We start from the raw sequence: 12,452 nt of genomic DNA on the forward strand, positions 1-12,452 counted from the left end.
TCTGGCTGCCTTCGAATTTCACGTCTTGATGCTGCTCTGGTTCAAAGTGTCCGGCAGCTGGATTGAAAAATCAATTGATATTGTTAGTGTAATTACTGTGAGAAAATCTCACAATCAATTTGGCGCGCGATCTTGTCCGAAAACCGGCCCCGGGATCATGCTTAGCGAGTGCCGATGGCCAAGCGTCTGCCCCCGTTGAATCCGCTGCGCGCCTTCGAGGCGACGGCACGCCACGCCTCGCTGACCAAGGCGGCGACCGAGCTCAATGTCACGCACGGCGCCATCAGCCACCAGATCAAGGCGCTCGAGCAATCGCTCGGCGTCAAGCTGTTCGAGCGCGCCGGACAGCGGGTGAAACTCACGCCGCACGGCGCCGAACTCTTGCCGGCGGTGTCGAGCGCCTTCGACGGCATCGCCGCCGCCACCCAGCGCATGACCAGGCCGGCCAGTGCCGGCACGCTCTCGGTCTCCTGCGTGCCGGCGCTGCTGCTTTTGTGGATGGCGCCCCGGCTCGGCAGCTTCATGTCGCAATATCCCGACATCAGGCTGACGCTTGTCCCGTCCAACGACGCCAGGGACATCCGCGCGCCGCACATCGATGTCTGCGTGCATTATGGCGACGGCAGCTGGAGCGACTGCTGGATGCGCAAATGGTCGGGCCTCGAATTGTTCCCGGTGGTCAGCCCGACGCTGATCAACAACCGCCCGATCCGCACCGTCCGCGATCTCGCGGACCATGTCTTCCTGCATGGCGACGACGGCCGCGAATGGCACACCTGGCTTGCCGCCGCCGACGGGCTGGATCTCGAGCGCGGCCGCCGCCACCATCTCGGCGACGCCCGCACGGCAACGGAGGCCGCGGTGCATGGCCATGGTGTGGCGCTTGGCGATTCCGTGACGGCAAGCACGCTGCTTGCCAGGGGCCTGCTGGTTGCGCCGTTCAGCCTGTCGGTGCCGGCGGTCGACGATTTTTACGTCGTCTGCCGCAACGAGATGCGTTCGGCGCCGATCGTGCAGCTGTTCATCGACTGGCTGTTTGCCGAGAAGGAACAGGCCGACGGCCGCGCCGACGCGCCGGTGGCCGGCCGCATCGGCATCCGCAGGAAGCGTCCGGCGCTGCGGGTGATCGGCACCAAGAGCGCTTCTTGAGGCCGTTTCAAGTAAACCCGGCGCTTGCGCAGCGGTCGCTTTTTGTCGGGCCAGGCCGCAAAGCGGGAGGCGCTTTCAAAAATTCAATGCTAAGAGGCATTTCGCGGGAAGCGAGCAGCGAAGGCGGCACGAGATATGGCAAAGACCGATATAGCGCGGCGCGTCTACAACCACACCTGGAAGCTCGACCCGATCGTCCGCAGCCTGCTCGACACCGATTTCTACAAGCTTTTGATGCTGCAGATGATCTGGGGCATGTATCCCAAGGTGGACGCCACCTTCTCGCTGATCAACCGCACCACTTCGGTGCGCCTCGCCGAGGAGATCGACGAGGCGGAGCTGCGCGACCAGCTCGACCACGCCCGCACCTTGCGCTTCTCCAAGAAGGAGATGATCTGGCTGGGCGGCAACAATTTCTATGGCCGCAAGCAGATCTTCGAACCGGAGTTCCTCGCCTGGCTCGAAGATTTCCAGCTGCCGGACTACGAGCTGTCCAAGCGCGACGGCCAGTATGAGCTCTCCTTCAGCGGCCCGTGGATGTACACGACGCTGTGGGAGATCCCGGCGCTGGCTATTATCAATGAACTCCGATCTCGCGCGGCCATGCGCGCCTTCGGCCCCTTTGCGCTCGATGTGCTTTATGCCCGCGCCAAGGCCAAGATGTGGGCCAAGACCGAGCGGCTGAAGGCCTTGCCCGGCATCCGCATCTCCGATTTCGGCACGCGCCGCCGCCATTCCTTCCTGTGGCAGCGCTGGTGTGTCGAGGCGCTCAAGGAAGGCATCGGCGAGGCCTTCACCGGCACCTCCAACGTGCTTCTGGCCATGGACAACGACCTCGAGGCGCTCGGCACCAACGCGCATGAACTGCCGATGGTGTTTGCAGCTCTCGCCAATTCCGAAAAGGAACTGAAACAGTCGCCCTACAAGGTGCTGCAGGACTGGCAGCGCTACTATGGTGGCAATCTCTTGATCGTGCTGCCCGACGCCTTCGGCACCGCGTCCTTCCTGCGCGACGCGCCGGACTGGGTCGCCGACTGGACCGGCTTCCGTCCCGACAGCGCGCCGCCGATCGAGGGCGGCGAGAAGATCATTTCCTGGTGGCGCGAGAGGGGCAAGGATCCCAGGCAGAAGCTGCTGATCTTCTCCGACGGGTTGGAGGTCGAGACCATCGAGGAGACCTACCGCCACTTCAAGGGCAAGGTGCGCATGTCCTTCGGCTGGGGTACCAACCTGACCAACGACTTTGAGGGCTGCGCGCCGACGGAGACCAACAGCCTCGACGCGATCTCGCTGGTCTGCAAGGTCACCGAGGCGAATGGCCGCCCGGCGGTCAAGCTGTCCGACAACCCGGCCAAGGCTACGGGGGACCTGAAGGAGATCGAGCGGTATCTCAGGATTTTCGGGGCGAAGGATCGCGTGGAGCAGCTGGTCAAGGTGTGAGGAGTCGGACGGCAGCCTGCGCCGACATCTGGTTTGATCCGGCGTCAGCGTCCGGGATGGCAAATTTGGATAGGCTGAGTTCCGTCGCGCCCCCCTCTGTCCTGCCGGACATCTCCCCCACAAGGGGGGAGATTGCGATCTCCTCTCCGCCTTCGCCAATTTTCGACGCTGCAAGGGAAGAGCCGGCGGCGAAACCGCCAATCTCCCCCCAAGTGGGGGAGATGTCCGGCAGGACAGAGGGGGGCGCCGTAGAGCGCTTTCGTCACTGGTTAGCCCTTCATACTGCTGCCCTGACACTCCTCCCCACTCCCGCCTTCGCCCACGCCTCCGATCTCGGCCACGTCCTCCTTCTCCCGACCGGCTACTACATCGCCGGCGGTGCCTTGGCTGTCGCCGCCAGCTTCCTCGTCCTGGCCCTGTTGCCGCCCGACGCCCTCGACCGCTTCTGGCGTCGGCGCCTGCCGCTTTTCGTCTTTAGCGACGGGCTCCGCACGATCACCAGCCTGATCTCTTTTGCCGGCTTCGCAATCCTCATCGCCGCCGGCCTGTTCGGCAGCCGCGATCCGCTCTCCAACCCGCTGCCCCTTGTCATATGGACGCTGCTGTGGGTGGGCTTGGCCATGTTGCAGGGGGTACTCGGCGATCTCTGGTCGTGGCTCAATCCCTGGTATGGACCATGGCGCATCATCAGTCGCCTGATCGGGCGCGAAGGCGAGGCGCAGGAAACGCGCCTGCCCGCATGGCTCGGCAGCTGGCCGGCGGTCATCCTGTTCTTCGCCTTCGCCTGGTTCGAGCTGATTGATCCGGCGCCCGACGATCCGGCGCGGCTGGCATTTGCTGCCGGCCTCTACTGGCTGCTGACCTTCATCGCCATGCTTGTCTTCGGCTATCGCGCCTGGAGCCGCCGCTGTGAGTTCCTGACGGTTTTCTTCGCCATGGTGGCGCGTTTCGCCCTCCTTGAGCGCAATAAAGTCGAGCGCGATGAAGACGGCCGGCTCAATCTCTGCTGGCCGGGCGCCAAGCTGCGCGCGACCGAGCCGCTGTCGGCAGGCGGCATCGCCTTTCTGCTGCTTGCCCTCTCATCGGTATCCTTCGACGGCCTGTCCAAAACCTTTTTCTGGCTCGACCTGTTCGGCATCAATCCGCTCGAATATCCGGGCCGCACCGCGGTGATCGGCGTCGGCAGTTTCGGCCTCGTGTTGACATTCGTGCTGCTGGCAGCGGCATTCATGCTTGCCGTCGTGCTCGGCCAGCGCCTTGCCGCCAGCCGGCACTCCTTCGGTCAAGCGACAGGTCTGCTGGTCTGGTCGATCGTGCCGATCGCGCTCGCCTATCATGTAGCGCACTATCTGACGGCGCTGCTGGTCGACGGCCAGTATGCGATTGCCGCCCTGTCCGACCCGTTTGCGCTCGGCTGGAACCTCTTTGGCACCTCTGCCATGCAGATCGAAGCTGGCGTCGTTGCCGGTGCCGACTCGGCCTGGTGGCTGTGGAATCTGCAGGCCGGAATCATCATCGCCGGCCATATGCTCGCAGTGCTCGTCGCCCACGATCTCGCCTGGCGGCTGCACCCAGTTCCGTCGCGTGCGGCACTCAGCCAATTGCCGCTCACCGTGCTGATGATCGCCTATACCGTCTTCGGCCTTTGGCTGCTTGCCACGCCGACAGCGGGATGACACAAGGCGACCACATCCCTTTGGGCAAAGCTCGCTTGCCACGTCGGGGCTTTGGTGATTTAGTTTGTACACATGCAATTTCGGTCCTCCTGCAAGGAGTGGCCCGCCTCGTTACAGCCATTGGTCAAAACTCAAAAAAGGGGAACTGCCGTGACTGACAAGAATGGGTTTTTCGATCTCTCCAAAAGCACTCTTAGCCGCCGCACCGCACTGAAGGGCCTCGCCGCCGGCGCCGGCCTCGCGGTCGCTCCGGGCTTCGTCCGCTACAGCCAGGCGCAGAGCTCGGCACCGGTCAAGATCGGCTTCCAGTCGCACCGCACCGGCATCGGCGCCGCCTATGGCCGCTGGTACGAGAAGACCACCGCTGCCGCCGTCAAGGCGATCAACGATGCCGGCGGCATCAACGGCCGCCCGGTCGAGGTGGTGATCGAGGACGACGGCACCGATCCCGCCCGCGGCGCCGAGGTGGTCGGCAAGTTCGCCACTCAGCACAAGACCGACATCGTCTTCGGCACGCTGTTCTCGCATGTCGTCATCGGCTCGGCGCCCGCTGCCGGCGAGGCCAAGATTCCCTATTTCGTCGTCAGCGAAGGCCATCACGTCGCTTCGACCAAGCTCAACCGCTACGTCTTCCAGCCCGGCATCACCGACGTGAAGAGCCAGATCCAGTCGATGGCGCCGTGGATCGCCGCCAATGCCGGCAAGAAGGTGACGCAGATATTCCCCGACTTCGCCTTCGGCTACGACCACCGCGATTACCTGCCGCCGGCACTGAAGGCTCAAGGCGCGGATGTCATCGCCCAGATCGCGATTCCGCCGACGGAGTCCTCCTTCACCAAATACTTCCCGCAGATTCCGGCAGAAACCGAGGTGATTTACCACGTCATGGTCGGTCCGGCGGTGCTCACCTTCGTCAAGGAGCTCGGCGAGTTCTACGGCTCCAACCGGCCGCAGCTGTTCGGCTTCATGGATTCGCTGGAAGCCACCGACATCAACAGCCCCGGGCTGGAATTCCTCGATGGCAGCCATTTCTGGGAAGGCTCGCCGCGCTATGCGCAGCCGGACGATTCCGCCGCGCAGAAGGCCTACCGCGCTGCCGTCGGCATCGACGACAATGGTGCGGCTGTAGGCGATCCCAAGGATGTCTCCACCGCGTCGCACATGTTCGGCTGCTGGGAAACGCTCTACATCGTCAAGAAGGCGATGGAAGATGCCGGCTACAAAGGTCCGGAAGATCGCGCCAAGCTGGTTGAGGCGACCGAGGCGCTGACCGAGTTCGCCGAGGGACCCGAGCACCCGCAGGGGCCGAAAACCTTCAACGGCAAGATCCACCAGTGTTTTGGTATCCAGAACATCTCCAAGGTCGAAGGCGGCAAGCTGAAGGTCGTCCACAAGACCAAGATCGAGGACGGTCTTTACGAGCCGGAGGGGGATTACACGACGCAGGCGCTGTAGGCTGCTCTAGCAAGCGTGAGCGCCAGGCCGCCCCCCTCTGTCCTGCCGGACATCTCCCCCTCAAGGGGGGAGATTGGCTGTCTTCATCACTTTCGCCAATCGCCAAGGCTGGTAGGTGGCCGCCTTCGCAGGAACTGCCAATCTCCCCCCTTGAGGGGGAGATGTCCGGCAGGACAGAGGGGGGTGCTTCGCGCATCCGCCGGTGCTTAGCCAATGCACTTCGGACCCCATCTCCTCCTTGCCGCCCTCGAAGGCCTCGTCACCTCCGCCGTGCTGGCGCTGACGGCGCTTGGCCTGTCGCTGGTGTTCGGCGTCATGCGCGTCGTCAACGTCGCCCATGGCGAGTTCTTCATGCTGGGCGCGGTGCTGGCCTGGGCGATCTCGACGGCGATTTCGGGCCACCCGGCGATCGGCTTCCTGGCCGCGCTGGTGCTGGCGCCATTGATCGTCGGCGCAATAGCGCTGGTCGCGGAACGACTGGTGCTGCGCCGGCTCAATTACAATCCCGAAGCCACCATCGTCGCCACCATCGGCATGCTCTACATCATCCAGCAACTGGCACTGACCTTCTACGGTCCGGAGGCGCGCCCCGTGGAGCCGCCTTTCACCTATCGCATCCTTCTGCCGTGGTTCGGCTACTCCGGCTACAAGCTGTCGGTCATCGTGGCCTCGGCACTTCTGCTCGTCGCGACATGGCTGGTGCTGACACGCACGAAGATCGGCCTTGTCATGCGCGCCACGCAGTATGACAGCGAGACGGCGCAGGCCTTCGGCATTCCGGTCGACCGCGTCTATGGCGGCGTCTTCGCGCTCGGCGCCATGCTGGCGGCCATCGCCGCGGTGCTGATCGTGCCGATCAGCCAGGCGCACTACCTGATGGGCCAGGACCCGCTGCTGCTATCCTTCATCGTCGTCATCATCGGCGGCCTCGGCTCGCTGCGCGGCACCGTCGTCGCCGCCGTGCTGATCGGCCTGTCGGACGGCATCATCTCGGTGTTCTTCTCGCCGACGCTGGCCAAGATCATCGCCACTTTCCTGGTCGCCATGGTGCTGGTGTTCCGGCCGCAGGGTCTGTTCGGGACGGCATCTCGATGACCGAAGCTTCGCCGGCAAAGCCCTATGCGCTGCATCTCGGCGTCATCGCCCTGCTCTTTGCGCTCAGCTTCGTTTTGCCGGACTATCACCACGGCCTGCTTGCCCGCATCATGGTGCTGGCGGTCTTCGCCATGGGCTACAACATGCTGTTCGGCTATGTCGGGCTGCTCAGCCTCGGCCACGCCATGTTCTTTTCCGCCGGGCTCTATGGCGCCGGGCTAACCGTCTATCATCTGGGATGGAACGTGCCTGCCGCCTTTGCCGCCGGCCTTGCCTGCGGCGCGCTTCTGGCGCTGGTGATCGGCCTGCTGGCGCTGCGCACCACGGGTGTCGCCTTCATGATCGTCACCATGATGTTCGCGCAGGTGTTTTACCTGGTCATCCTCTATTTCGCGTCATGGACCGGCGGCGACCAGGGTCTGGTCGTTCAGCAAGCGGCGCGCGTCCTTGTCCTCGGCTCAGCGTCGCTCGACCTGACCAACCCGACCGTGCGCTACATGAGCGCGCTGGCATTGTTTTCGATCGTGCTGCTGGTCACGCTTGCCATCGTTCGCTCCAGATATGGCCGCGTGCTGGTCGCCATCCGCGAGAACGAGGAGCGGACGAAGATGCTGGGCTACGACACCTTCTCCAACAAGCTCATCGCCGTTATCGTCTCCGGCACCATCTGCGCGGCCTCGGGCGCCGCCTATGTGCTGCTGTTCGGCTATGTCGGCTCGAGCTTCGCCTCGGTGCAATATTCCATCCTGCCGCTGCTCTGGGTGCTCTTGGGCGGTGCCGCCACCACGCTCGGTCCGTTGATCGGCACGCTGTTCATGTACTATGTCATCGACATCACCAGCGGCTTCACCTCCGCCTATCTGCTGATCGTCGGCATCGCGCTCATCTTGCTGGTGCTGTTCTTCCCGAAAGGCATTCTGGGCAGCATACGCCAGCGCTGGCTTGGGTGGCTGCCATGATGCCGCTGCTGACGACCAAGGGCCTGTCGCGCAGTTTCGGCGGTCTGCGTGCCGTCGACGGCGTCGACTTCGCGCTGATGCAGGGCGAGATCCGCGCCGTCATCGGTCCCAACGGCGCCGGCAAGACCACCTTCGTCAGCCTGGTCAGCGGCCGCATCCAGCCCTCGTCAGGCATGATCGTCTTCGATGGCGCCGACATCACCAACCTGCCGGCCTACGCCAGGGTTCGGCTCGGCATCGCCTACACCTTCCAGATCACCAGTGTCTTCGCCAACCTTTCTGCCTACGACAATGTCGCGCTGCCGGTCCAGCGCACGCTGACCGATGGCCGTTCGAAGGGTGCGGTCCGAACCGGCGTCATGGCGGCGCTCGAGCGCACCGGCCTCGCCGCCCGCGCCCACATGCCGGCCGGACAGCTCTCCTATGGCCATCAGCGCCTGCTCGAAGTGGCGATGGGTCTGGCGCTGAAGCCGCGCCTGCTGATCCTCGATGAGCCGACGCAAGGCCTGGCCGACAGCGAGATCGACAATTTTATTCAGCTGGTGCGCGAGATCGCCAAAAGCGCCACCGTGCTGCTGATCGAGCACAACATGCCGGTCGTCATGCAGCTTGCCGACCGCATCACCGTCTTCAACGCCGGCAGGATTCTCGCCGAGGGCACGCCCGAGGCGATCCGCGCCAACGCCGAGGTGCAGCAAGCCTATCTGGGGACGACCCCATGACCGAAACACCGCTTGAGGCGCTGACCATCTCCGGGCTCGACTGCTTCTACGGCGAGGTCCAGGTGCTCTACGGCCTCGACCTCGTGCTGAATAAGGGCGAGGTGCTTTGCCTGTTCGGCCGCAACGGCGCCGGCAAGACGACGACACTGAAGGCGATCATGGGCCTGGTTCCGGCAAGCGCCGGCTCGATCAGGCTCGACGGCAAGGAATTGACCGGCCTGCCGGCGCATGAGGTGCCGAAAGCCGGCGTCGCCTATGTGCCGCAAGGCAGACGGTTGTTTGCCGAGATGACGGTGGCCGAAAACATCGAGATCGGCCTGATGGCGCGCGCCAAGGGCAAGGCGACCCGCGAGAACGTGCTCGATCTCTTCCCGCTGCTGCGCCAGCGGTTGAGACAACGCTCAGGTACTTTGTCGGGCGGCGAGCAGCAGATGCTGGCCATGGCTCGTGCGCTATGTCTCGAACCGCAGGTGCTGCTGCTCGACGAGCCGACCGAAGGGTTGATGCCGTCGATGATCGCCAAGATCCGCGAGACGGTGGCCAAGCTGCGCGAGCTCGGCGTCTCGACCATCCTTGTCGAGCAGCGCGTCGATGCGGTGCTGTCGGTTGCCGACCGCGTCTGCTTCATCGAAAATGGCCGCAACCGCGAGACCGTCGATGTAGAAGAGCTGCGCGCCGATCCTTCTGCCGTCCGGCGCTATGTCGGCGTCGGCTGATCAGCCGAAGAACAGAAAGCCGGCGATCAAGAATGTTGGGATCAGGACAAGGCCCGACCACGCCATGTAGCCGAAGAAGCCCGGCATCTTGACGCCGCGATGCCTGGCGATGGCAAAGACCATGAAGTTCGGTGCGTTGCCGATATAGGTGTTGGCGCCCATGAAAACAGCGCCGGTCGAGATCGCCGCCAGCGTCGCGGCGGCTTCGGTCATCAGATGCTGTGCATCGCCGCCGGCGAGTTCGAAGAACACCAGATAGGTTGGCGCGTTGTCGAGGAACGACGACAGCGCCCCGGTCAGCCAGAAATAGGCGAGGTCGTTGGGCTGGCCCGTGGGCGAGGTGACGAGCGCGACCAGCGGTGCAAGCGCGCCCTCATGGCCGGCCCTGAGGATGGCGATGACCGGCACGATGCAGATGAAGATGCCGGCAAACAATTTTGCGACTTCGGCGATCGGGCCCCAGGTGAAGCCGTTTGCCTCGCGATGGCTCTTGTATGAGACGCGAAGCGACAGGAAGGCGAGCGCCAGGATGATGGCGTCGCGCACCAGGTTCTGCAGCTCGAGGCTGACGCCAAGGATGGAAAGGCTGATACCCGGCTTCCAGCTGGCGGAAAGCAGGATCGCGCCGATCACGCCGGCCAGCAGCGGCAGATTGGCCAGGCCACGAAGCCGCACTGTCGTATCCGGTGTCGGATCCTTGATCTTCGCCGCACCGGCTTCGCGGCGGTGCAGGACGGTGTCGATCGCCAGGAAGGCGATCAGCACCAGGCCGCCGACGAACAGCGTCACGCGCCAGAGATTGGTCGTCGTCCAGAAGAAATCGACGCCGCGCAGGAAGCCGACGAACAGTGGCGGGTCGCCAAGCGGCGTCAGCGAACCGCCAATGTTGGAAACCAGGAAGATGAAGAAGATGACGACATGGGCGTTGAACGGCCGGTTGTCGTTGGCGCGCAGGATCGGCCGGATCAGGATCATCGAGGCGCCGGTGGTGCCGATGACCGAGGCGAGGATGGCGCCAACCAAAAGGAGGCCGGCATTCACTGCTGGCGTGCCATGGATGTTGCCGGCAAGCAGGATGCCGCCCGAGATCGTGTAGAGCGCAAACAGCAAGATGATGAAGGACATGTATTCGGTGAGCAGCGTGTGCAGCACTGCTTCGCTCGCCGAAGGGATACCGAATGCGATCGCTAGCGGCACCACCACCAGCGCCGCCCACAGTGCGGTGATCTTGTCATAGTGGCGTTCCCAGATGTGATGGAAGAGCAGCGGCCCGGTGGCGATCGACAGCAGCAGGCCGGCAAAGGGCAGCGCCCACCACAGCGACATGGTCGCGCCGGGCAATTCGTGGGCTTCCGCCGCGAAGGTCAGTCCCGGAAACAGGAGGACGGCGACTGCCAAGGTGCCAGCCGCCAAAACCGTGGACAATCGTCTGAAGCCCCCCCGGTTCCCCACGGTCTAGTCCGAGGCCTGGTCTTCGAGCACCACGCCGGCCTCGCGCATCCGCTTCAGCATAGCCTCGACGGAGCCGTTGAGGTCGATGCCGCGGCAGGCGTCGAGCCGCACCGTCGTCTTGAAGCCTTGCTTGACCGCATCGAGCGCCGAAAAGGCTACGCAGAAATCGGTCGCCAGGCCCACCAGGGTCACGGTGTCGATGCCGCGCTCGCGCAGATAGCCGGCGAGACCCGTCGACGTCTTATGGTCGTTCTCGAAAAAGGCCGAGTAGCTGTCGATCGCCGGGCGGAAACCCTTGCGGATCACAAGCTCGGCCTTGGTCCAGGCCAGGCCCGAATGGAAATCGGACCCCAGGCTGCCCTGGATGCAATGATCCGGCCACAATGTCTGTGGCCCATAGGGCATATCGATCATCGTGAAGGGCTGCGAGCCCGGATGGCTGGAGGCAAAGCTCGAATGGCCGGCGGGGTGCCAGTCCTGGGTCAGCACGACATGCTCGGTTCGCCGGATCAGATCGTTGACTAAAGGCACGATCTCGTCGCCGCCGTTGACCGCCAGCGCGCCGCCCGGACAGAAGTCGTTTTGCAGGTCGATGACAACAAGCGCTTCGTCGGCCATGGGGCCTCCTTCTTCTCTGTCTCGGCTCAGGCTCCACCGCTGACGCGACCGGACGCAGAAACTTGACCAGATGGCTGGCGGCGTCAACCTCCAGCGCCATAACAATTGCGTGCCGGTCCGCACGACGCGGGCAGCAATGCAAACTCTGGCTTTGACAATTCCTGTCGGCTTGATATCATTTGCATACGAATGAATTTGACCGGTCCGGACGCCGGCAGGATCCGTCGGGAGGCTCTTTCGAGGCGGCCCTTTTCTGGGAAGGTCCCTTTTGTTTTGGAAGGTAGGGCGTGATCCGTTACGCGAAACCCACCACGGTCGACGAGGCGCTCGCTTTGCTTGGCGAGGATCGCTGGCGCATTCTTGCCGGCGGCACTGATTTCTATCCGGCGCAAGGCAGCAAACCTTTTCGCGACAATGTCCTCGACATTAACGGTCTGGCCGCGTTGCGCGGCATTGTCGAGACTGACACTCACTGGCTGATCGGCGCGCGCACCACCTGGACCGATCTTATCCGATATCCTCTGCCGGCCGCCTTCGATGCCTTGAAGCAGGCCGCGCGTGAAGTCGGCTCCGTGCAGATCCAGAACGTCGCCTCCATTGCCGGCAATCTTTGTAACGCCTCGCCGGCCGCCGACGGCGTGCCGGGACTGCTGGTGCTCGATGCCGAGGTCGAACTGCGCTCGGCACAAGCAACACGTTATTTGCCGCTGCAGGAATTCATCCTCGGCAATCGTCGCACGGTCTTGCTGCCGGGCGAGATGGTCACCGCCATTCGCATCCCGAAACCCGCTGCTACCGGCTCATCCACCTTCGTAAAGCTTGGCGCGCGGCGCTATCTCGTCATCTCCATCGCCATGGCGGCGGCGCGCCTCGTTGTCGAGAATGGCATCGTCAGTGAAGCCGCCGTCGCCGTTGGTTCCTGCTCGGCGGTCGCCAAACGTCTGACCGGCGTCGAAGCCGCCTTGCGTGCCCAGCCCGCGAACCATGCCCTCGCGGCCGCGGTGCAGTCCGCTCCAATGGACGAGCTTTCACCGATCGGTGATGTCCGCGGTAGCGCCGAATATCGGCAGGACGCGGCACGCGAGATCGTCGCCCGCGCCGTGCTTGGCGCCATCGACCATTCAGCCGGCGGCAAGGTGGCGGCATGAGCAAAGCTCAGCCCAACATGAA

11 protein-coding genes are annotated in these 12,452 nt (G+C 63.9%); 9 read left to right on the forward strand and 2 right to left on the reverse strand.

The window, feature by feature from the left end; genetic code table 11:
- Positions 1-174: 174 nt before the first annotated feature.
- The 8 genes from gcvA (at position 175) to ACFX5Q_RS01280 (ending at position 9,212) form a co-directional block, all read left to right on the forward strand.
- On the forward strand, positions 175-1,149 hold the full coding sequence (gene gcvA, locus ACFX5Q_RS01245) for a transcriptional regulator GcvA (RefSeq protein WP_404274745.1): 975 nt from the start codon (positions 175-177) through the stop codon (positions 1,147-1,149).
- A gap of 135 nt (positions 1,150-1,284) precedes the next feature.
- Positions 1,285-2,589, forward strand: a complete 1,305-nt coding sequence (pncB, locus tag ACFX5Q_RS01250; RefSeq protein ID WP_404274746.1) for a nicotinate phosphoribosyltransferase — start codon at positions 1,285-1,287, stop codon at positions 2,587-2,589.
- Positions 2,590-2,810: 221 nt separating this feature from the next.
- Positions 2,811-4,265 (forward strand): hypothetical protein, encoded by a 1,455-nt coding sequence (locus ACFX5Q_RS01255; RefSeq protein ID WP_404274747.1) that lies wholly within the window; start codon positions 2,811-2,813, stop codon positions 4,263-4,265.
- A gap of 150 nt (positions 4,266-4,415) precedes the next feature.
- Entirely contained in the window at positions 4,416-5,720 is a 1,305-nt protein-coding gene (locus tag ACFX5Q_RS01260) for an ABC transporter substrate-binding protein (RefSeq protein ID WP_404274748.1), read from the forward strand.
- A 213-nt stretch (positions 5,721-5,933) separates the two neighbouring features.
- Positions 5,934-6,815 carry a branched-chain amino acid ABC transporter permease gene (locus tag ACFX5Q_RS01265; protein WP_404274750.1) on the forward strand — a complete coding sequence of 294 codons (882 nt, stop codon included), beginning with the start codon at positions 5,934-5,936 and terminating at the stop codon, positions 6,813-6,815.
- Entirely contained in the window at positions 6,812-7,774 is a 963-nt protein-coding gene (locus ACFX5Q_RS01270) for a branched-chain amino acid ABC transporter permease (protein WP_404274752.1), read from the forward strand. The genes ACFX5Q_RS01265 and ACFX5Q_RS01270 overlap by 4 nt, the downstream gene beginning before the upstream one ends.
- On the forward strand, positions 7,771-8,496 hold the full coding sequence (locus tag ACFX5Q_RS01275; RefSeq protein WP_404274753.1) for an ABC transporter ATP-binding protein: 726 nt from the start codon (positions 7,771-7,773) through the stop codon (positions 8,494-8,496). The genes ACFX5Q_RS01270 and ACFX5Q_RS01275 overlap by 4 nt, the downstream gene beginning before the upstream one ends.
- A complete protein-coding gene (locus ACFX5Q_RS01280) occupies positions 8,493-9,212 on the forward strand; it encodes an ABC transporter ATP-binding protein (RefSeq protein WP_404274755.1) in 720 nt (239 codons plus the stop codon). The genes ACFX5Q_RS01275 and ACFX5Q_RS01280 overlap by 4 nt, the downstream gene beginning before the upstream one ends.
- On the opposite strand, the gene ACFX5Q_RS01285 is transcribed toward ACFX5Q_RS01280, so the two are convergent.
- Both ACFX5Q_RS01285 and pncA read right to left on the reverse strand, forming a co-directional pair.
- Positions 9,213-10,538: a sodium:proton antiporter gene (locus ACFX5Q_RS01285; protein WP_404275346.1), complete on the reverse strand. Its 1,326-nt coding sequence runs from the start codon at positions 10,536-10,538 to the stop codon at positions 9,213-9,215. It abuts the gene before it with no gap.
- 129 nt (positions 10,539-10,667) lie between these two features.
- Positions 10,668-11,282: a bifunctional nicotinamidase/pyrazinamidase gene (gene pncA, locus ACFX5Q_RS01290; protein WP_404274756.1), complete on the reverse strand. Its 615-nt coding sequence runs from the start codon at positions 11,280-11,282 to the stop codon at positions 10,668-10,670.
- A 287-nt stretch (positions 11,283-11,569) separates the two neighbouring features.
- On the opposite strand from pncA, the gene ACFX5Q_RS01295 reads away from it, so the two are divergent.
- A complete protein-coding gene (locus tag ACFX5Q_RS01295; protein ID WP_404274757.1) occupies positions 11,570-12,430 on the forward strand; it encodes an FAD binding domain-containing protein in 861 nt (286 codons plus the stop codon).
- Positions 12,431-12,452 lie beyond the last annotated feature (22 nt).

Source organism: Mesorhizobium sp. IMUNJ 23033, assembly GCF_044778005.1.
Taxonomy (GTDB): Bacteria; Pseudomonadota; Alphaproteobacteria; order Rhizobiales; family Rhizobiaceae; genus Mesorhizobium; species Mesorhizobium amorphae_A.